Annotated in this window: 20 protein-coding genes; 12 read left to right on the top strand and 8 right to left on the bottom strand. The window is 66.4% G+C overall.

Annotation, left to right across the window (positions count from 1 at the left end):
* Nucleotide 1 precedes the first annotated feature (1 nt).
* The gene (locus BJI69_RS04620) at nt 2-1,486 is read left to right on the top strand and encodes a hypothetical protein (protein ID WP_046969172.1); all 1,485 of its coding nucleotides are present in this window, start codon (nt 2-4) and stop codon (nt 1,484-1,486) included.
* Here BJI69_RS04620 and BJI69_RS04625 read toward each other — a convergent pair.
* From BJI69_RS04625 to BJI69_RS04635, 3 genes are read right to left on the bottom strand one after another with little or no spacing between them, the layout of a single operon-like run.
* Nucleotides 1,434-2,687 (bottom strand): heme biosynthesis protein HemY, encoded by a 1,254-nt coding sequence (locus tag BJI69_RS04625; protein WP_046969173.1) that lies wholly within the window; start codon nt 2,685-2,687, stop codon nt 1,434-1,436. The two genes, BJI69_RS04620 and BJI69_RS04625, sit on opposite strands and share 53 nt — an antisense overlap.
* Nucleotides 2,684-3,880, bottom strand: a complete 1,197-nt coding sequence (locus tag BJI69_RS04630; protein ID WP_078023452.1) for a uroporphyrinogen-III C-methyltransferase — start codon at nt 3,878-3,880, stop codon at nt 2,684-2,686. The genes BJI69_RS04625 and BJI69_RS04630 overlap by 4 nt, the downstream gene beginning before the upstream one ends.
* Before the next feature lie 46 nt (nt 3,881-3,926).
* Nucleotides 3,927-4,697: a uroporphyrinogen-III synthase gene (locus BJI69_RS04635; RefSeq protein ID WP_046969174.1), complete on the bottom strand. Its 771-nt coding sequence runs from the start codon at nt 4,695-4,697 to the stop codon at nt 3,927-3,929.
* A 122-nt stretch (nt 4,698-4,819) separates the two neighbouring features.
* Here BJI69_RS04635 and BJI69_RS04640 point away from each other — a divergent pair, with 122 nt between their 5' ends.
* Genes BJI69_RS04640 through BJI69_RS04650 form a run of 3 tightly spaced genes read left to right on the top strand, consistent with a single transcriptional unit; the run spans nt 4,820 to nt 6,222 of the window.
* Entirely contained in the window at nt 4,820-5,284 is a 465-nt protein-coding gene (locus BJI69_RS04640; protein WP_046969175.1) for a YiiD C-terminal domain-containing protein, read from the top strand.
* Nucleotides 5,285-5,313: 29 nt separating this feature from the next.
* The gene (locus tag BJI69_RS04645; RefSeq protein ID WP_046969179.1) at nt 5,314-5,727 is read left to right on the top strand and encodes a hypothetical protein; all 414 of its coding nucleotides are present in this window, start codon (nt 5,314-5,316) and stop codon (nt 5,725-5,727) included.
* 48 nt (nt 5,728-5,775) lie between these two features.
* Nucleotides 5,776-6,222, top strand: a complete 447-nt coding sequence (locus tag BJI69_RS04650) for a rhodanese-like domain-containing protein (protein ID WP_046969176.1) — start codon at nt 5,776-5,778, stop codon at nt 6,220-6,222.
* A gap of 68 nt (nt 6,223-6,290) precedes the next feature.
* Here BJI69_RS04650 and BJI69_RS04655 read toward each other — a convergent pair whose 3' ends face one another.
* Nucleotides 6,291-7,346: a 2Fe-2S iron-sulfur cluster-binding protein gene (locus tag BJI69_RS04655; protein ID WP_244890711.1), complete on the bottom strand. Its 1,056-nt coding sequence runs from the start codon at nt 7,344-7,346 to the stop codon at nt 6,291-6,293.
* A gap of 49 nt (nt 7,347-7,395) precedes the next feature.
* On the opposite strand from BJI69_RS04655, the gene BJI69_RS04660 reads away from it, so the two are divergent.
* From BJI69_RS04660 to BJI69_RS04685, 6 genes are all read left to right on the top strand, one after another.
* Nucleotides 7,396-7,848, top strand: a complete 453-nt coding sequence (locus BJI69_RS04660; protein ID WP_046966267.1) for a hotdog fold thioesterase — start codon at nt 7,396-7,398, stop codon at nt 7,846-7,848.
* Nucleotides 7,845-8,789, top strand: coding sequence for a serine/threonine protein kinase (locus BJI69_RS04665; protein WP_046966266.1), 945 nt, complete (start codon nt 7,845-7,847; stop codon nt 8,787-8,789). Before BJI69_RS04660 ends, BJI69_RS04665 begins: the two co-directional genes overlap by 4 nt.
* A gap of 14 nt (nt 8,790-8,803) precedes the next feature.
* Nucleotides 8,804-9,247 carry a hypothetical protein gene (locus BJI69_RS04670; protein ID WP_046966265.1) on the top strand — a complete coding sequence of 148 codons (444 nt, stop codon included), beginning with the start codon at nt 8,804-8,806 and terminating at the stop codon, nt 9,245-9,247.
* Between the two features lie 19 nt (nt 9,248-9,266).
* Nucleotides 9,267-10,436, top strand: coding sequence for a class I SAM-dependent rRNA methyltransferase (locus BJI69_RS04675; protein WP_046966264.1), 1,170 nt, complete (start codon nt 9,267-9,269; stop codon nt 10,434-10,436).
* Nucleotides 10,437-10,484: 48 nt separating this feature from the next.
* Nucleotides 10,485-11,567: a DNA topoisomerase IB gene (locus tag BJI69_RS04680; RefSeq protein ID WP_046966263.1), complete on the top strand. Its 1,083-nt coding sequence runs from the start codon at nt 10,485-10,487 to the stop codon at nt 11,565-11,567.
* 65 nt (nt 11,568-11,632) lie between these two features.
* The gene (locus BJI69_RS04685) at nt 11,633-12,553 is read left to right on the top strand and encodes a hypothetical protein (RefSeq protein WP_046966262.1); all 921 of its coding nucleotides are present in this window, start codon (nt 11,633-11,635) and stop codon (nt 12,551-12,553) included.
* 145 nt (nt 12,554-12,698) lie between these two features.
* Here BJI69_RS04685 and BJI69_RS04690 read toward each other — a convergent pair whose 3' ends face one another.
* Nucleotides 12,699-13,754, bottom strand: coding sequence for an aldo/keto reductase (locus BJI69_RS04690; protein WP_046966261.1), 1,056 nt, complete (start codon nt 13,752-13,754; stop codon nt 12,699-12,701).
* 106 nt (nt 13,755-13,860) lie between these two features.
* Here BJI69_RS04690 and BJI69_RS04695 point away from each other — a divergent pair, with 106 nt between their 5' ends.
* Complete coding sequence (locus BJI69_RS04695; protein ID WP_046966260.1) at nt 13,861-14,775, top strand: LysR family transcriptional regulator; 915 nt, start codon at nt 13,861-13,863, stop codon at nt 14,773-14,775.
* Here the strand turns inward: BJI69_RS04695 and BJI69_RS04700 are convergent.
* A complete protein-coding gene (locus BJI69_RS04700; RefSeq protein WP_046966259.1) occupies nt 14,772-15,275 on the bottom strand; it encodes a cupin domain-containing protein in 504 nt (167 codons plus the stop codon). The two genes, BJI69_RS04695 and BJI69_RS04700, sit on opposite strands and share 4 nt — an antisense overlap.
* 111 nt (nt 15,276-15,386) lie before the next feature.
* Here BJI69_RS04700 and BJI69_RS04705 point away from each other — a divergent pair, with 111 nt between their 5' ends.
* Nucleotides 15,387-16,007: a CDP-alcohol phosphatidyltransferase family protein gene (locus tag BJI69_RS04705; RefSeq protein WP_046966258.1), complete on the top strand. Its 621-nt coding sequence runs from the start codon at nt 15,387-15,389 to the stop codon at nt 16,005-16,007.
* Here the strand turns inward: BJI69_RS04705 and pnuC are convergent.
* Both pnuC and BJI69_RS04715 read right to left on the bottom strand, forming a co-directional pair.
* Nucleotides 15,979-16,572, bottom strand: coding sequence for a nicotinamide riboside transporter PnuC (gene pnuC, locus BJI69_RS04710; RefSeq protein ID WP_046966257.1), 594 nt, complete (start codon nt 16,570-16,572; stop codon nt 15,979-15,981). The two genes, BJI69_RS04705 and pnuC, sit on opposite strands and share 29 nt — an antisense overlap.
* A complete protein-coding gene (locus tag BJI69_RS04715; RefSeq protein ID WP_046966269.1) occupies nt 16,562-18,739 on the bottom strand; it encodes a TonB-dependent siderophore receptor in 2,178 nt (725 codons plus the stop codon). The genes pnuC and BJI69_RS04715 overlap by 11 nt, the downstream gene beginning before the upstream one ends.
* Nucleotides 18,740-18,782 lie beyond the last annotated feature (43 nt).

Consider the following 18,782-nt stretch of genomic DNA (forward strand, 5'->3'; position numbering starts at 1 on the left):
CATGCCGTTGCCATGGTTCCTTGAGCTGCTTTCGCTCCCGCCGCACGCGGATGAGCGTGCCGTGCGCCGTGCCTACGCCACACGCGTCAAACTGATCGATCCGGCAACCGATCCGGCAGCCTTTGCACGCTTGCGCGAAGCCTACGAGGCGGCGCGAGCATGGGCTGCCGACGAGGAGCACGGTCTGGATCACGACGCGGCCGCGGCGCCACCTCCGGTTCTGACGGAGCCCGTTCCTTCTGTCGACACTCCTTCTGCTGACTCCACGGCGCAGCCTTACGCGGCGATCAATCCCCAGGAACAGGCCGTGCGTCTCGTCGACCGCCTGACCACACGCATCGCCAGTGGCGAGGCGGCGGATATCCGTGACGAACTGGACGCGTGCACGGCCGAGCTTCGGCTGCAATACATCGATGCGCCAGGGATTTTCGAGGACGTCTTCATCGATCGCCTGGCGAGGGGTCTGTTCGACAAACGGCCTTACGTGTTCACCCTGGCCATGGAGCATTTCCACTGGCAGGAAATCGGTCATCTCGCCGCGCTCGGCCCCAAGGGCATGTGGATCGAAGCGGTCGAATCGCAGCGCATGGCGTGGAACAGCCTGCCTCCCCTGCTTCGCGCGAACCGCCTCTCGCTGATCGCGGCCGCCGACGCAGCGAAGGGAAACCTCTCGACAGCGCTCGTCAGGCGCTGGTTCGAAGTCCGTGACGACTTCCATCGCTTTCCGGCGTATCTCGGGCTCTACCTGACCATGCCCCAGCAGCATGCATGGGCTACCTCGTATGACGCGCTACCCGCGACGGAAAGACAGGCCCTCGAAGCTCCGGCGAAAACGCCGAGATGGCGTTGGCCGACCCGGGAGTCGATCCGTCGCGCCTGGGGTTTTTTCTTCATCGCGTTCGTTGGCGGTTTGATCTACCTCCTCGAATCGGCGGCCACGATCCCGCGGTCGACGCCGCCGACGCCGACGCCCGTCCCGGCGGCAGTCCACAACGCCGAAACAAGCGATCTGGAGGTCACCCTCAGTGAGCCGTCCGGTTCAGCGGAACAGGACAAGGGATGGATCGTCGTCACGCTGACCAATCGCGGTCGCGTGACGCTCTATCTGAGGAAGATGCTTACCCCGCCGATGACGCCGGGGGAGCATCTTGCCCGCCCCCTTTTCACCGTTCACGATTTCCGCGGCCACCCGGCGGCGTTCGCGCGCGGCGTCGAACCCATCGACCCGGACGACGCCCGGGACGCGGCGACCTTCTATCGTCGGCTTGAGCCCGGCCAGTCGATATCGAACCGCGTCGACCTCGGCAGCGACTACGACCTGGATCCGCGCTTCAACTATTGGGTCGGGTACCGGCAACCGGTCGCGCGGACCTACCGTGTCGATGCGGACGGGACGATCCACGACGACGACGTTTACGTGGACAGCAACCGACTCATGGTGAGAGCCGTGGCACCCCATGCTGATCGCGCTCTTCCACCGCGGTAACGCGCGTGTCGATGCGATGATTACGCGACTCGGGCAAAGCCTCGGTCGCTTCACCACGCGCCAGCGCCAGTGCATTGCGATAGCAACGCTGTGCGAGTTCGGGATGGGCCTCGCCAACGAAGACGTCACCCAGCGCCTCCCAGGCATCGGCATTCGGCGCAATCGCGAGTGCGCGCTCGAGCAGGGGCTTCGCCTTGCCCCATAGGCGCGCACGTACGCACATGCGACCGACCGCCGTCAGCAACGCGGCATCGTTCGGATGCGTATCGACCCAGCTTTCCGCACGACGCAGGCGCTGTTCGAGATCTTCCGCACCCATGCCACCGTAGGTGGCGACAAGCGACGGCGACCATTCGCGACGCAAGGCCGTTTCGATTTCGTCCATGGCCGCCATGCTCTGGCCGAACTGCGACGCACGGCGCGCATACGCATCGACGGCGGCCGGGAGGCGGCGCTGACTCTTCGGCAGCTGTGACCACAGTGACGAGAGCGAAACGCCGTCCGGCGCGCTGGCGATGTACGCCGCGACCGTCCGGCTCTCCAGATCGGAAAACGCACGCGTGCCCAGTTCACCACTCTTCTGTAGGGGATCCAGCGCACGCACGGCGCTACGGGCATCGCCGGCTTCGAGCGACGCCTCGGCATATTCGATCCAGCCCGAGGGCGTGAGCGACGCACTGTTGGCTTCCGGCGCCAGCAACGCGGCCGCTTCGGTCGCGCGGCCTGCACGGCGTAGAAGACGGGCACGCAGCACGCGCGCGGCGCGCGGGGTTTCCTGGGCGGCCTGGTCGAGGGTCTCCAAAGCGCGCGTGGATTCGCCGTGGCGCTCGGCCGCTTCGGCGGCTGCCAGCAACGCGGGCCCACGGACCGACGGATAGCGCGCAGCACGGTTGAGGTCACGCTCGGCTTCGCCGTGACGACCTTCGATCAAGGCCACGAGGCCATCGGCCAGACGCCGGCGACTGAGCCGGCGATGACGACGGTTCAACGCACCGAACGGCCAGCGAATCAGGGTGACCAGCGCGGCGATCACGGCCCAGGCGAGCAGCAGCAACACCACGGCACTGACCACGGTCATCTGCAAGGTGGTGCCACGCAGACGGATAAGCACCGAGCCCGGATCGTCCGCGACCCAGTGCCAGGCAAACGCCGCGAGCACCGCGACGAGAATGAGGCCGACGATCCAGCGCCAGAGCTTCATGGCGTCGCCTTCGTGGCGGATGTCGACGACGGAGCCGGCGTGGTCGCGGCAGCCGGTGCGACGGACGCGGCCGATGCCGGGTGCGCCACGGAGCCGGCATGCGCCGGTGTCGCCGGCGCACCGGGCCGCAGCGCGTGCACCGAACGCAGGTCATGCAGTTCGGCCAGCGCGGCACCCAGTTTCGGCTCGGACCCCTTGGCCTGGCTGGCGAGCAACCCGGCAAGGCGAGCGTGTGCCGACTGCACGCTTGGCGAAGTCGGATTGAAACGCGCGGTGAGAGTGGCGTCGACGCGCTTCAGCGCGGCGGCACGGCCCAGGTCGTCGTAAGCCAACACGGCGGCCTCGGCGTGGGCGACATCCAGCGCGGCGAGTTCGCGCGCGATGCGATCGTCGGCGAGTCCCAACGGCGTACCGTCGTCGTGGCTCACCTTGACGATGCTGCCAAGCGCATCGCCGGCGCGCTGCCAGAAACCTCGCGCTTCGTTCTCGCCCACCGGCGCATCGAGATCCTTGAGCGGCAAACCGGGAATCTGCGCACGCAGGTCGGCGAGCGTAGCGAGGTCGCTCGCACGTGCCGTGGGCGCCACCGAGGCGAGCGCATCGCGCTCTGCCTTCAGGCTCTGGCGAACGGCGGCGAAGGCACTATCGCCCACGGCCGCCAGTGTCGTGTCGGCAAGGTCATAGGCGGCGAGCGCGCCGCTGGCATCGCCGAACAGGGCGAAACGCTCCTTGGCCATGCGCAGCAGGGACTCGGCTTCGTCGAGGAGCATCGCGTCGTGGCCGCTGAGGCTGCGCTCGGAGAGATTGGCGACGGCGTCTTCAAGATTTTTCGTACGTTCCGACACGCCAAGCACCTCTTCGCGCGCCGAGCGGTTCACGCCATCGGCGTCGCTGATGCGACGACGCAGGTTGGCGTTGTCGTCGCGCAGGCCATCGACCGTGCCCTGCAGCGTGTCGACCTGGCCACGAAGGCCGTTGGCCGCACCGACGTCCTGGCGCATGGCCCAGACGGTGTAAGCGGTGTAGCCAGCGGCTCCGAGCGCGGCCAGCGAGATCAGGATGGCCACGGCAAGCGCACCACCTCCGCGACGCGGTAGCGGGTCGGCAGGCCGACGCGGGCTGGTGGAGACGGGCGCGGCGGCCGGGGCCGGCGTCGCCGGGATGGGTGCGGTCGGTGGGGTCTCGGTCGTCATGCGCAGCATGCTAGCAGGCCATACGCGAACGCATGGAATAGATCGCTCAACGGCCCGTGAACGACACCCCGGCGGCGGCCGCGAGCAGGTCGCCCGGAAGGGCCGAGCGCGCCACGACGACCCGCTCGAAACCGGTCTCGAGAGCGATATCGCGAAGCCGCTCGCTGCTGACCACGGCGACAGCCTGAACCAGCCGGCGCCAGGCGGGCGCGATCAGGGCCCGATGCAGGTGGTCGAGCGCCTCGGCGCTGGACAGCAGTACGGCCGAGCGGCGGCTCAACTTCAGCAGGGGGTCGATATGACGGCGGTCGATCCGGGGAGCCACCCGGTGATAGACATGGACTTCGTCCAGCATGGCGCCGCGGGCGAGCAGCTGTTCACGCAAGAGGCCCCGACCGCCTGGCGCACCGATCAGGGCGATACGCTTTCCCTCTACCCTGGCCAGCTCAGGGAGGCCAAGCACCCCCTCGCTGTCCTGGGAGGTCTCCGGAAAACGGACGTCGGTGAGGTTGGCCGTTCGCAGGGCCCGTGCCGTGCCACGACCCACGGCGATCACCGTGGCCCGCGTGGCCAGGGGCAGCACGTCGGCCGCGAAGCGCACGGCGGCCGGGCTGGTGAAGACCAGCAGGTCGCCCCCCAGCGCGCTACGGAGCGCGGCGTCGACCGCCGAGGCGTCTTCGATGGCGCGAAGCGAAAGCCCGGGCACGCTGACCGGGATGCCGCCCAGCTTGCGAACCCGCCGGGAAAGCGGCCCCGCGGTACCCGCAGGGCGAGTGATGACGACGGTAACGTTGCGAAGAGGGTGGCTACGGCTCACGGAAGCATCCTGCTACTGAGCGCTCAGGATAGGAAGCGACGTCCGCCCGGACCACTGCCGAAGGTCGTGGTTCAGCCATACGGGTGCGAACGGTTTGCCTTGCCTCGTAGACTTCGCTGCTTATGACTCCCAACGACATCTCCCTCGCCGATCTCGAGCGCTTCATCCTCGATGGCATTCCCCTCGCGCGGGCCATGGCGGTGAGCATCGACAGCTTCGATGGCATGCGTCTGGTCATGACGGCACCGCTGCTGCCCAACATCAACGACAAGGCCTGCGCCTTCGGCGGAAGCATCGTCGCGCTCATGACCCTGACCTGCTGGGCCCTGGTCGAAGCGGTGCTGCGCCAGCGTGGAGAGGATTGCGACGTCTTCGTCGCCGACTCCACGGTGCGCTACCTGGATCCCATCTGGAACGACCTGCGCGCCGAGGCCACACTGGCGCCAGGCGCCAACTGGAAGGGTTTCTTCGGCATGCTGAAGGCCCGCGGACGGGCTCGCGGGGACTTCACCTGCGTGGTCCCCGGTGCGGACGGAAAGCCGATGGCCAGCCTGGATGCGCGTTTCGTCGCCAAACGCCGGGCATAATGCCGGCCGACGCCACGATGGAACCCGCCATGCGCCGTATCGCCCTGCTCGTCCTCGCTCTTGCCGTATCGCTCCTGTCCGGCTGCGCCACCGACGTACGTAACGAAGCGCTCACCCGCGCCACCAATTCCTATGCATCGGCGGTCCGCTGGGGCGACTGGGAAGGCGCGCAGAGCTTCATCGACAAGGACTATGCCAAGGACCACCCGCTGAGCTCGATCGAGATCAGTCGTCTGGGCCAGCTCCGTATCACCGGCTACGACGAAGGTGGCGGCCCGCGGCCCGACGGCGACAACGACATGGCCCAGGTCGTCCAGATCAACGTGGTCAACGTCAACACCCAGTCCGAGCGCACCGTGGTGGACCGCCAGCGCTGGCACTACGACGCGGAAAAGAAGAAGTGGTGGCTGATGACCGGCCTGCCCGACTTCTCGCCGAAGTAAAGCCTATATAATCGGCCGTTTATCCCCACTGGGACGCGCAAGAACACGATGAACGACGTACTGCACAAGTTGCCCGAATTCGCGAGCAACCACCTGGCGCTGGTCGCGCTGTTCGTAGCGATCCTGCTTGCCCTGCTGGGCGGCGAAGTGATGACCCTCTTCCGCAAGTGGAAGACCCTCACCCCAGCCGGCCTCACCCAGCTGATCAACCGCGATACGCCGCTTATCATCGACCTCTCGGCCAGTGCCGACTTCGAAAAGGCCCACGTCCCGGGTGCCAAGAACGTGGCCATGAGCCAGTTCGACCCGGAAACGCAGAAGGACCTGAGCAAGGCCAAGGACCTCCCGGTCGTCCTGATCGACAAGGACGGCCGCGGCGTGGGCAAGGCGGCCAACCGCCTGATCAAGGCAGGCTTCCAGAAGGTCTTCGTGCTCGACGGCGGCACCTACGCCTGGCAGACCGCCCAGCTCCCGGTCGCCAAAGGCAAAAAGTAAGAAAATGTAGGAGCCGATTCATCGGCGAAAAGCCAACAAAGCGGTGACGCCGGCCCCTTTCCTAGGGCCTAAAGCCCGTGAATCCCCGCCCGCCCCCGCAAAATCGCATCCAGCACGTCGGGCGCCACATCGAACGAATCGAAGTACAGCCGGTCCTCCGGCAGGTTCGCATCGATGAAGAGCTGGCGTCCGGCGGCGACCATCGCCGGCGGGCCGCTCATGTAGAGATCGAAGTCCGCCAGGTCCGGGAAGTCTTCCAGCAGGGCCTCGTGGATCAGGCCTTCGCGTAGCCCGCTGGCGCGCGCCGCTTCCGGATCGGACAGCACCGGCGTGAAGGTGATCGTCGGCACATCCGCCGCCCATCCCCGGGCGAGGTCGGCCAGATAGAGGTCTTCGGCGATCCGCGCACCCCAGTAGATGTGCATGGGCCGCCGCGTGCCGAGCGCGATGAAGTGCTCGACGATCGCCTTCACCGGCGCGAAGCCCGTACCGCCGGCCATGAACAGCATCGGTCGCTCGGAATCCTCGCGCGGCACGAAGGTACCTAGCGGGACCTCGATGGTCAGCCGGTCGCCGACCTTCAGCGATTCATACACCCACGAGGTAAACCCGCCACCCGGCACGTGCCGCACGTGCAACTCGACCGCGCCGTCGGCGCGTGGGCCGCTGGCGATCGAGAAAGGTCGATGCTTGCCGTCCTCGAGAATGACGTCGAGGTACTGGCCGGGCAGCCAGTTGAGCCGGTCGTCGCCGAGCGGCTTGAGCCAGATGCCGACCACGTCGGGCGCCAGCATGCGGCGCTCGATGACGACCGTCTCGGCACGGCGGTGCGGGATGTCTTCCACGGAGGCGATCTCGCGCGCCTGGATGGCGATATCGCCACGGGGAACGGCCTGGCAGAGCAGGATCGCGTGACGCATGCGCGCCGGGCCGGAGAGGGCCGTCGGCGGATTGCGCGGGTACGAACACTCACCCTCGACGAGGGTCGCCTTGCAACTTCCGCACACACCGCCCCGGCACGAATACGGGAGGGCGATTCCCGCGCGCTGGGCGGCTTCGAGCACGGTTTCGTCGGCAGCGGCGTCGAATCGCTTGCCGGACGATGTCAGGGTTACGGTGGGCACCCGCGCATTGTAGGACAATGACGGCTGATCCATTAGACGACGCCTGCCCATGGCCATCTGGAAGCAACCCATCGATCTCGCGCGGATCAACGGCTGGAGCCGCGGCACGATGATGGAGACGCTCGACATCCGCATCCTCGACGCCGGCGACGACTGGCTTCGCGGCACGATGCCCGTCGACCACCGCACGCAGCAACCGTTCGGCCTGCTGCACGGCGGCGCGTCCGTGGTCCTGGCCGAGACGCTCGGCAGCACGGCCGCCCTGCTCACCCTCGATGTGGAGAAGGAAGTCGCCGTCGGCCTGGATATCAATGCGAACCACATCCGCGGTCCACGCAGTGGCCTGGTCACCGGCACTGCCAAGGCCATCCACCTGGGGCGGACCACCCAGGTTTGGGAAATCCGCATCGAAGACGAAGCCGGCAAGCTGGTCTGCCTCGCGCGCCTGACCATGGCGGTGATCCCCTCGCCGGGCGGCGCGCCGGGAAATCTCCGCTCGTGACGGAAGGTGCGCCGTATGCGGCGCTGTCGCCCGACGTCGTCCTTGCCGCGGTGGATGAAGCCGGATCCTGGAGCGACGGCCGCCTGCTGACGCTCAACAGCTACGAGAACCGCGTCTTCCAGGTCGGCCTCGAGGACGGCGGCTTCGTCGTCGCCAAGTTCTACCGCCCGGGGCGCTGGACGGACGCCGCCATCATGGAGGAGCACGCCTTCGCCCTCGAACTGGCGGCGGCCGAATTGCCGATGGTCGCGCCGCTCGCGTTCGACGGCCAGACCATGCTGCGTCACGCCGGCTACCGTTATGCGGTGTATCCGCGACGCGGCGGGCGCGCGCCCTCGCTGGAATCGGCGGACGAGCTGGAATGGCTGGGCCGCCTCCTGGCTCGCATGCATGCCGTAGGCGCGCGCAGCCGTTTCCAGGCCCGCGGGGTTCTGGACCGGCCGACCATGATCGACGCGCCGATGCGCGCGACCCTGGGCTCGGCCTTGCTACCCGCGCACCTGTTCGACGCCTACCGCCATGCGGCCGGCCGCGTGGACGACGCGGTCGCCAACCGGATCGAAGCGGTCGGCCCGGTGCAGCGCATCCGGCTGCACGGCGACTGTCATCCCGGCAACGTGCTGTGGACCGATGCCGGCCCGCACTTCGTCGACCTGGATGATGCACGCACCGGCCCGGCCGTCCAGGACCTGTGGATGCTGGCGGGCGACGACGCCATGATGACCGCGCTGCTCGAAGGCTATGGCCAGTTCCGCGATTTCGATCCCACCGAACTGGCCCTGATTCCGGTGTTGCGTGCGATGCGTCAGGTCCACTACGCCGGATGGATCGCCGAGCGCTGGCACGATCCCGCTTTCCCCGCCGCGTTTCCCTTCGCCGCCGAGGCGCGCTGGTGGGAACAGCACATCGCCGATCTCCATGAGATCGCCGACGACCTTTAGACCCCGGAGCATCCATGCATTCGTTTTTTACCCGCGTCATCGCCGTCTTTGAAATCGCCGGTGGCCTGTTCGGCCTGGTCCATCAGTTCGATCGACTCCTCGGCGGCCGGTTCAGCGGTGTCGACGCCATCGTCGCCGTGCTCGGCGTGCTGCTTTTCGCCTTCATCCTGATCGCCGGTATTTTGCTGGCGAGCAACGACGGTCGCGGTGCACAGATGTCGATCTGGGCGCAGTTCCTCCAGGCGCCGCTCATCGCGACGCCGGTCTTCAGCTATGCCTTGTCGAGCGGCGCGTTCGTCAATCTGTTCATCACCCTGCAGCACTCGCCGCGACTCGGCTTCGACTGGTCCATCGCGACGCATGGCTGGCTGCTCTCCCTGGGCGGACCCTCGCCGGCGCACCTGGGCATCAACCTGCTGGCCCTGGTTTCCTGGCTGATCCTGCGCTTCGGCCGCTGAGCCCCGGTATCATTCACCGATGAATAGCCCTGCCCTGCCCAGCATCCGCCTGAAAACCGACCGTGTCCCCGGCCACCCGTGGGTCTGGTCGGCCCAGATCGTCAAGCCCGAAGAACGCCTGCCGCCCGGGAGCGTCGTCGACGTGCTCGATGCCAAGGGCCGCTTTGTCGGGCGCGGATTCTGGAACGGTCACGCGCGCGTCGCGCTGCGCCTGCTCACCACGGACGCCGATGAAGCCATCGACAACGACTGGATCGCCTCGCGACTGGCCCGGGCTGTCGAGCTGCGTCGCGAACTGCTTCGCCTGGACGAGGTGAGTGACGCCTGGCGCGTGGTCCACAGCGAAGGCGACGGCCTCTCCGGCCTGGTCGTCGATCGCTATGCGAACCATCTCGTCGTCGAGTATTTCGCCGCCGGCATGTGGCGCTTCCGCGAAGCGATCCACGCCGAACTTCAGCGCCACTTCCCCGGTGCGTCCCTCTATTGGTTCGCCGAGGAGCACGTGCAGCGGCAGGAATCGTTCGACGTGCGCTCCAACGAGGCGCCCACCGCGGTCGACGTCCATGAGCACGGCCTGGCGTTCCACGCCGCACCGGGCCTCGGTCACAAGACCGGCTTCTTCGCCGACCAGCGCGACAACCGCCGCCGGTTCGCCCAGCTGGCGCGTGGCCGCCGGGTGCTCGATCTCTGCTGCAATGCCGGCGGTTTTGCCGTGCATGCGATGAAGGCCGGCGCGAGCCACGCCACCGGCGTCGACGCCGATGCCGCCATCCTCGAGGTCGCCCGCGAGAACGCTCGCCTGAACAGTGTCGAGGCGACCTTCGAGCAGGGCGACGTCTTCGAATGGTTGCGCGCAGCGATCGCACGCGGGGAGACCTGGGACGCCGTCGTGCTCGACCCGCCCAAGCTCACCCGTGACCGCAACCAGGTCGTGAACGCGCTGAAAAAGTACTTCGCCATGAACCGGACGGCACTCGACGTCGTCGCTCCCGGCGGCATCCTCCTCACCTGCTCGTGCACGGGCCTGGTCGGCGAAGACGATTTCCTCGAGATGATCCGCCGGGTCGCCCTCAATGCCGGTCGCAACATCCAGGTCCTTCACGTCGATGGCGCCGGCGCGGACCATCCGGTAGCGAGCAATGTTCCGGAAAACCGTTACCTCAAGGCCGTGTACTGTCGCGTCGACTGACGCCGCGTTCACCATGTCTTGATCGCGGGCCGGCACACACTGCCGGCCATGTCCAGAAAGCCGCCCGATGCCGCCCTTGAAGTGCCCGATGTGGAACGGGCCCACGCGAAAGCGGCGGGCCTGGTCTACGTCTGCGACACCGACAACGGCATCACGCGCTGCAAGCGGGGACGAGGGTTTCACTACCTCGACATCGACGGCAAGCGGGTGACCGACGAGGACGTGCTCACGCGCATCCGTGCGCTGGCTATCCCGCCGGCCTATACGAAGGTGTGGATCTGTCCCAACGAGCGCGGCCACCTCCAGGCGACCGGACGCGATGCCCGTCTGCGCAAGCAATACCGGTATCACGCCAAATGGCGCAGCGTGCGCGACCGCGACAAGTTCGAACGGATCCTCGAGTTCGGCGAGGCGCTGCCCCGGCTGCGTCGCCGGCTGCGCAAGGATCTCGCCCTGCCTGGCCTGCCCCGGGAAAAAGTGCTGGCGCTGGTGGTCAGCCTGCTGGAAGAAACCATGATCCGCGTGGGCAACGATGCCTACGCCAGGGAGAACAATTCGTTCGGCCTGACCACGCTGCGCTCGCGACACGTCGCGGCGCGCCAGGGCCGCATCGAATTTCACTTCCGCGGGAAGAGCGGTCAGTGGCGTGACGTGACGCTCGACGACCGCCGTCTGGTCAAGGCCATACGCAAGGTCCAGGAACTGCCCGGCCAGCGTCTCTTTCAGTACCTGGACGACGACGGGCAACGCCAGCCTATCGACTCCGGCATGGTGAACGATTACCTGCGCGAGGTGACCGGCGGCGAGTTCACCGCGAAGGACTTCCGGACCTGGGGCGGCACGATCAATGCGGTTGCCGTGCTGGCCGCCCGAACGGTTCCCGACGAGGGTGGCGAACGCGCTGTGAAAGCGACCCTGGCGGAGGCCGTGAAAGAGGTGGCCGCCGTGCTCGGCAATACTCCCGCTGTCTGTCGTGCGTCCTACATCCATCCGGAGGTCTTCGCCGGCTGGCTCGACGGCGAATTGCATCGTCGCGTGCCGGAATCGGGCGTCGCCTTCCCCCGAAAATTGGAAACATCGACCCTGGCTTTTCTCCGTCGCCGGCTCCATGTATCCCGACGCTCCCGTTGAGGCGAACGGGTGGCTATAGTGCGCATACGGGGTTCGCGTTCGATTTTCCAGGGGTTGTGTTGACGATGTTGCGGTGGAAGGTGATTCCCGTCTTGATCGGCCTGACGGCAGGCCTGGATGTGTATGCGCAGGAGGCGCCAGCGGCGCCGCCATTCGCTCTTCCGGCCGCCGGAAGCCATCGCGGGGTGGTGGACGACACCTGGATTATCGCGCCGAAGCGGCTATCCGATGCCACGCTCTCTGCGGTGAAGAACTACGCCGACGAGGGCGACATCGCCGCTGGCGTGTCACTGCGTTATCGCATCGACCACGCCGAGTGGATCATCGCCGACGTCTTCATTTACCCCGCCGGCCAGGGTGACAACACGAAGATGCTGCGCCAGGCGACCGATGATTTTCGCGAGTCGGTGGCGTACGCCGAGCGCCAGGAAATCTATCGCAACGTCTGGTGGGGGGACGAAGGGGCATACACCGCGTCCCTCAGTGGCGGAAAGAAGATCGAAGGGCGCTTCCTGCCGATCGTGTTCGACGCACAGCAGGACATGCTGACCTCGCGAACCTATGTGTTCTACCGCAAGCTGTACTTCGTGAAGATCCGGCTGACCACCACCGTCGATGCCGTCGATTCGCTCGCGGAAAATGCGGATCCTTTCATCAGCGGCTTGCTGGATGGCGTCGAAGTGATCAGCGCGGGTAGCTGCGGCCGCCAGATGGATATCGTGGCGATTCAACCCGGGGAATCGCTGCCGGGCGATCTTCCCGACGGCGTGAGCGCCGACGGTTACCGCATGGCGCTGAAGCTCACGAAAGCGGGGACACCGGCTTACGGTGCGCAGATGGCAAAGGCGATGGCCCTGGCATCGAAGCGGCAGATCGCCAGTGGTTGCACCACGCTCGACTACCATCCGCCCCTGGAAGATGGCAGCCGCACCGTGCTGCACCTGTCGTTCACGCCGGGCGATTGGGGTTCGTCGGCCAAGCCCTGAGCGAAGAACGGCCGGGACGCGTCCCACGCCCCGGCCGTTGCCGCGCAGGTGCCTACGGGAAGCCGCCGACCTGCATCGACCGGGGCATGATGCGGGAATCAACGACTCCCGCCCATGGAAGGATTCTGAAAAGCCGCGCGAATCCTTACTTCAGATGCGGCGCCAGCAATGGCATGTCCGCCGGACCCAGGCGGTCCGACGCCGTCATCAGCTGGTGCCAGTACGGGTAGAGCACCGGCGGCGCACTGACCTCGTCCAGCCGCTGACGCTCTTCGGCCGTGAGCTTCAGCTCGGCGGCGGCGAGGTTGTCCTTGAACTGCGCCTCGGTACGACCGCCGATGACCAGGGAGGTCACCGCGGGACGCTCGAGCAGCCAGGCCAGCGCGACCTGTGCACCCGACACGCCGCGCGCTTCGGCGATGGCCACCAGCACGTCGACGATGCGCCAAAGGCGCTCTTCGTCGCGGATCGGCGGCTCGGTCCAGCCCTCCAGCTGACGTGAGCCCTCCGGTGCCTTGCCATCGCGACGGTGCTTGCCCGAAAGCAGGCCACCGGCAAGCGGACTCCAGACGAGGACGCCGAGGCCCTGGTCGATCGAGATCGGCAGCAGCTCGTATTCGGCCTCGCGCGCCTCCAGCGTGTAATGGATCTGTTGGCTGACGAACCGCTGGCGATGCTCGCGCTCACTGATGCCGAGCGCCTTCATCAGGTGCCACGCGGAATAGTTGGAGCAGCCCAGGTAACGCACCTTGCCGTCGCGAACCAGGGTGTCGAGCGCTTCCAGGGTTTCTTCCAGCGGGGTCAGGCCATCCCACTGGTGAACCTGGTAGAGATCGATCACGTCCGTGCGCAGGCGCTTCAGGCTCGCTTCGCACTCGCGAATCAGGTGATAGCGAGAGAGGCCGCCGTTGTTGGGGCCGTCGCCCATCGGAAAGCGTGCCTTGGTCGCGATCAGTACGTCCTTCGGACGCTTGCCGCCGAGCACTTCGCCGATGATTTCTTCCGAACGGCCATCGGAGTAGACGTTCGCCGTATCGATGAGATTGACGCCGGCATCGATGCACATGTCGATCAGCCGGCGTGCTTCGTCGACGCCGGAGTTGCCGACCGAGGCGAACTTGCCCTGGCCGCCGAAGGTCATCGTGCCCATCGTGAGGGTGGAGACTTTGAGGCCGGAGCGGCCAAGCAGTCGATATTCCATGGGGATTCCTTGTGGGGAGTGAACCGACCCACGTTAGCCTCCCGACCATTCATCTGTAAAATGGAAAATTCTGATCGAATTAAGCAGTCAAGGGACTCAATACGCCGTGGACCTCAAGCAGCTCGAATACTTCATCGCCGTCGCCGAGGAACGCCACTTCACGCGGGCCGCCCAGCGACTCAACGTGGTCCAGTCCGGCCTTTCGCAGACCATCCGCAGCCTGGAAGAAGAGCTCGGTGGCCCGTTGTTCGTCCGCACGACGCGCAGTGTCGCCTTGACCGCGGCAGGCACGGTCCTGCTCGAGGAAGCCCACCGGGTGCTCGACGCGGCGCGTTCGGCGCGCATGGCGGTGACCCAGGTGCACGGCCTCGCGCGGGGGAGGCTACGCATCGGTGCCATCCAGAGCCTCGCCCCCTTCATCGACCTGCCGACCACGCTGGGACGGTTCCGCGACGCCTTTGGCGGCATCGACATCGAGCTTCGTTTCGACGGTTCGGCGAATCTGCTGGAAGAGGTCCGCGATGGCCATCTGGATATCGCCTTCACCCAGCCACCCGCGGCACCGGTGGCCGACGTCGTCACCAAGCTGCTGGTCTGCGAAGGTCTCGTGGCCGTGTGCCCGCCGAAGCATCGACTGGCCGGCGCCCACGACGTGACGCTGGCCGACCTTGCGCAGGAGAGCTATGTCGATCTGCGCACCGACTGGGGCATGCGCCAGCTCATCGACAGCGCCTTCGCCGACGCGGGACTGAATCGTCGCACGCGTTTCGAGGTCAACGACATGGGCATGCTGCTCGAACTCGCGGCGCAGGGTCTCGGCCTTGCCCTGGTGCCGGAATCGATCGCGAAGATCCGTCGCGACGACCGTCATGCACGGCCGATCGCCTTCGCCGATATCGCCGAGAGCGAAGAACCCTGCTGGGAGATCGTCGTGGGCCATCGTGCCCGTAGCGGTGAAGCAGCAGGCCGCCTCGCCCAGGCCTTCCTCGACGTCCTCGTGCAACCGGCCGGTGCGCTCTAGGGCTCGCCGTCCCAATAATCCAGGCCGTTCTCCATCCGCTGCACAAAGCTGAAGCGCGAACCGTCTTCCTTCCTGACGATGGTCGAGTGCTTTCCCGAGTCCGGGTATTCGACGAACTCCGGCGACTCCTTCGTACTGATGGACAGATACTTCAGCGGCGCATCCGAGGTGTTGATGAACTGGTGCGGGTAGCCAGGCCCCGGTGGAATGAAAACGACATCGCCCGCGCGCACCGGCAGTCGTTCGCCCGCCACCCGCAGCGTGCCCTCCCCTTCCAGCACCACGAACATTTCTTCCTGCGCATAGTGGAAGTGGTAAGGGCAGGAAATCTTCCCCGGAGCGACGATATCGAAGGAGGCGCCGAGCTTCTCCGCGGCCGTGCCGGTACCGAGGCGAGCACCGAGCGCGTCGTACAACGGTTCGCGGACGAGGCGTTCGGTGGGCGCGTCATGGAAGTTGCGAATCAGCCGCGCGGCGAGTTCGGAAGCGCGTGAGGTCATGGGCCTGCCATCGTGCAAGGTGGGTCCACCGAGGCTAGCGCGATCCGCCGTTCGCGTCTTCCCGACCATCGTCCCTTGTAAACTGCCGCGACCACCCGCCCGAGCGAGCCCATGACCACGAAACCGCGACCGTTTTCCATGATCCGCGACTTCGCCCTGGCCGACTGGTTCACGCTGGGCAATGCAGCCAGCGGCGTCGGCGCCCTGTTTTCAACCATGACCTACCTCCAGGAGGGTGGGGTCTGGCACCTGTACATGGCGTCCGGCATGGTGCTGCTGGCACTGGTGTTCGACATCCTCGACGGACGCATCGCCCGGTGGCGCCAGCGCGCGTCCCTGCTCGGCCGGGAACTGGATTCCCTTGCCGACGTGATCTCCTTCGGCGTCGCGCCGGCGGTCATCGGCTACGGCTGCGGCATGCAGGGCGGACTCGACCGGGCGATCCTGCTCATGTTCGTCTGTTGTGGCGTGTCGCGCCTGGCACGCTACAACGTCACCGCCGAGTCCCACTCCAACGACGAGGGCAAGGTCACCTACTTCGAGGGGACGCCCATTCCGACGTCGATCGTCCTTGTCGCCGTGCTTTGTGCTGCCGCGTCGATGGGCGCGTTGCACGAGGACCTCTGGTTCGGCAGCGTCCGCATCGCCTCGCTCGGCTTCCACCCGCTGTCGCTGATGTTCGCCGCCTCAGGCGCCCTGATGGTCAGCCGACTCCGTATTCCGAAGCTATAACGACCCGCTCTCGTTGCCAGGCGCGCAAGCCGATCGCGGCAAGCACCACGAAACCGGCATACAACACTGCCGTGACCGGCAGCGATTTATAGACGTACTCGCCCACATAGATGACGTCGACGGCGATCCATAGCCACCAGGCGGCGGCGTGTCGCCGCGCTTGCCACCATTGAGCGACCAGACTGAATGCCGTGAGTGCGGCATCGAGCCACGGCAACGAGGCGTCGGTGTAACGGTGCATGGCGTAGCCCAGGGCCAACGCCGCAGCCGTGCCGATCGCGAGGTGCCGCGTCGCGCTTCGCGTGTCCAGCAAGGCGACGCGGACATGACCGCTGCCATCGAGATTGCGCGACCAGCGCTGCCAGCCATAAAGGATCAGGAAGGCAAAGATCACCTGCAGCATCGTGTCCGAATACAGCTTGGCATCGACAAAGATCCACGCGTAAGCGATTACCGAAACCAGGCCTACCGGCCAGCACCACGGACTGCGCCGCGCGGTCAGCCACACGCCGGCCGCGCTGACCAGCGCGGCGGACAGTTCGAACAGCGAAAGCTCAAAAGTCATAAGTCATCGACAGGCGGGCGAGTCGCGGCATGCCGGGGAACAGGTAGCTGTCACCACCCGAAGTGCCGGTATCGCGCCAGTAGAAATGATTGAACACGTTGTCCACGTTGAGCCGCCATGTCATCGCATGGCCGCCGACCGCCGTGATGAAACGAAGTCCGGCATCGAAGACATGGTACGCCGGGACGCGCGTGTCGCCGTTCGGCGTCGCCACATTGGTGCCGGCATAGCGCCAGCCACCGAGCAACGCCCATTTCGGCGCAAACGGCAAGGTGTAATCGGCGTACACCGCCGTCCGCCAGCGCGGCACGTTGACGACCTGATGGTCCTCGTAATCAGGCGTTCCGGTGTTCTCGGCGCGGGCGCGGATCACGTTGGCGCTGGCCGTGAGGCGAAGGTTGTCGGTCACCCGCCCGGCGAGGTTCAGCTCGATACCGGTGTGAACCTCCTGCCCCTGCTGGACGAAGGTGAAGCCTTCCGCGGTATCGTCAGGACGGGCGAACTGGTACGCCTGGCGAATGCGATACACCGCCGCCTGCAGGTCCAGCGCGTCGCTGAGCGCGTACTTCACGCCAGCCTCGACCTGACGCGACTGCAACGGCGCCAGCGTCGTGCCGCCGTTCGACGTCCAGTACGGCGCTTCGCGTCCCAGCGAAAGACCTTCACCGTAACTGATGTACGTGGTCAGGGGCACCGTCGGCTGCCAAAGCACGGCCGCCTGCGGAAGGGTTTTCGTCATCCGCGTATCGCGTTCGAGGGCGCCCGTGTCGTCGTAAGCACGCTCGTCAAGCTTGACCAGGCGGGCGCCGGCGAGCACCTGCCAGGTTTCGCCGAGATGGATGCGGTCGATCGCGAACAGCGTGCGCTGCCAACTGGTGAGGCGTCGTTCCGATGGGCCCGGCTCGTTTGGCGAGGGGTCGAAGTACGGCGGCGTCCGATCGTCGATGTTCGCCGTGCCGACGTAGTCGTACACATAGGCGCGCTGGTCCACGGTGCGGCGGAAGGCGCTCGCGCCCACGTTCACCTCGTGATCGATCGCACCCGTCGCGAAGCTTCCGGTAAGCACGGCGCGCACTTCGTCGTTCTGTCGCGTGTCGTCCGGGCTACGGAAATCGTAAACGTCGTAGTCGCCGTTGGGCGCGAAGAAGTAGCCCGGCGTCGCACCGGATGCGCAGGACGCGGCATAGAAACAACCGTAGGCGAAGGCGACGTTGTCGTCGATCACGGTATGGCTGTGGCCTGCCGACACCTGCGCATTCCAGCTGTCATTGAAGCGATAGTTGAAGCGCAGCGTCGTGTTGCTCGAATGGATGCCTACCGGGCGCTGCCAGGGCTCGTAGCCGAGCAGGCGCGTGCGGCTGGGGTGCTCGGGAATCTGCGTGCCGCCGAGCAACTGGTAGCCCGACGCCGATCGCTGGCCGCTGGTCTGGTAGTCGGTATCCAGCTGCACGGTGGCCTGTTCGTTGATCTTCCAGTCGGCACCGATCGATACGAAGCTGCGCCGTCCATCGGTGTGCTCGATCGCCGCGTGCGTCTTCTCGTTCGCCGCATTGACGCGCAGGCCGAACGATGGGGTAAACCATGCACCCAGGTCGACGGCCTCATAGTTGGAACCGTGCGAGTCCGTCCCGATCGTCACCGTGTGCACGTCGGCCGGGCGCTTGCTTACGTAGTTGATCAGGCCGCCGGGCTCGACGACGCCGGCTTCCAGGCCGCCGAGGCCCTTGAGCACCTCGACGCGTTCCTTGCCTTCCAGTCCGGGCAGCTGCTCGGCCGACATGATCATGCCGTTGAAACGGAAGCCCGTCGCCAGATCCAGCGGAAAACCGCGTATCGAGACGTCCTGGTAGTAGCCCGCCGGCGCGTAGTTGTCGTTGATCGCCGAATCGCCGCGCACCAGCTCGCTGAGCGTCCGCGGCTGGCGGTCGTCGATCTGCGCGCGGGTAATGACGGTGATCGCCGCCGGCGTGTCGTGCAGCGGCGCGTTGCCGAAGCTGCCGAACGTATCGAGCTGGGAATCGGCCGCCTGGTACCCGGTGGTCGTGGTGGCGTTCACATCCACGGTCGACAGGGTGCGGGCCTTCTGGGGCGCCGTATCGTCGGCGGCATGCGCCACGCCAAGCATCGAAAGCAGGGCCAGGGCAAGCGGAGTGCGGGAAAAAGTCATCGTCGTCTTCAGGTTCACGGACGAAGCGACGGCGAACCACGTC

Origin of the sequence: Luteibacter rhizovicinus DSM 16549 (assembly GCF_001887595.1) — a bacterium.
GTDB classification, from domain to species: Bacteria; Pseudomonadota; Gammaproteobacteria; order Xanthomonadales; family Rhodanobacteraceae; genus Luteibacter; species Luteibacter rhizovicinus.

Excerpts from the sequence above, each read along its gene's own strand:
- BJI69_RS04705 (WP_046966258.1), top strand. The coding sequence starts at position 15,387 with ATGACCACGAAACCGCGACCGTTTTCCATGATCCGCGACTTCGCCCTG.
- BJI69_RS04630 (WP_078023452.1), bottom strand. The coding sequence starts at position 3,880 with ATGACGACCGAGACCCCACCGACCGCACCCATCCCGGCGACGCCGGCC.
- BJI69_RS04680 (WP_046966263.1), top strand. The coding sequence starts at position 10,485 with ATGTCCAGAAAGCCGCCCGATGCCGCCCTTGAAGTGCCCGATGTGGAA.
- BJI69_RS04700 (WP_046966259.1), bottom strand. The coding sequence starts at position 15,275 with ATGACCTCACGCGCTTCCGAACTCGCCGCGCGGCTGATTCGCAACTTC.
- BJI69_RS04650 (WP_046969176.1), top strand. The coding sequence starts at position 5,776 with ATGAACGACGTACTGCACAAGTTGCCCGAATTCGCGAGCAACCACCTG.
- BJI69_RS04690 (WP_046966261.1), bottom strand. The coding sequence starts at position 13,754 with ATGGAATATCGACTGCTTGGCCGCTCCGGCCTCAAAGTCTCCACCCTC.
- BJI69_RS04670 (WP_046966265.1), top strand. The coding sequence starts at position 8,804 with ATGCATTCGTTTTTTACCCGCGTCATCGCCGTCTTTGAAATCGCCGGT.
- pnuC (WP_046966257.1), bottom strand. The coding sequence starts at position 16,572 with ATGACTTTTGAGCTTTCGCTGTTCGAACTGTCCGCCGCGCTGGTCAGC.
- BJI69_RS04685 (WP_046966262.1), top strand. The coding sequence starts at position 11,633 with ATGTTGCGGTGGAAGGTGATTCCCGTCTTGATCGGCCTGACGGCAGGC.
- BJI69_RS04715 (WP_046966269.1), bottom strand. The coding sequence starts at position 18,739 with ATGACTTTTTCCCGCACTCCGCTTGCCCTGGCCCTGCTTTCGATGCTT.
- BJI69_RS04660 (WP_046966267.1), top strand. The coding sequence starts at position 7,396 with ATGGCCATCTGGAAGCAACCCATCGATCTCGCGCGGATCAACGGCTGG.
- BJI69_RS04675 (WP_046966264.1), top strand. The coding sequence starts at position 9,267 with ATGAATAGCCCTGCCCTGCCCAGCATCCGCCTGAAAACCGACCGTGTC.
- BJI69_RS04620 (WP_046969172.1), top strand. The coding sequence starts at position 2 with ATGCCGTTGCCATGGTTCCTTGAGCTGCTTTCGCTCCCGCCGCACGCG.
- BJI69_RS04640 (WP_046969175.1), top strand. The coding sequence starts at position 4,820 with ATGACTCCCAACGACATCTCCCTCGCCGATCTCGAGCGCTTCATCCTC.
- BJI69_RS04625 (WP_046969173.1), bottom strand. The coding sequence starts at position 2,687 with ATGAAGCTCTGGCGCTGGATCGTCGGCCTCATTCTCGTCGCGGTGCTC.
- BJI69_RS04645 (WP_046969179.1), top strand. The coding sequence starts at position 5,314 with ATGCGCCGTATCGCCCTGCTCGTCCTCGCTCTTGCCGTATCGCTCCTG.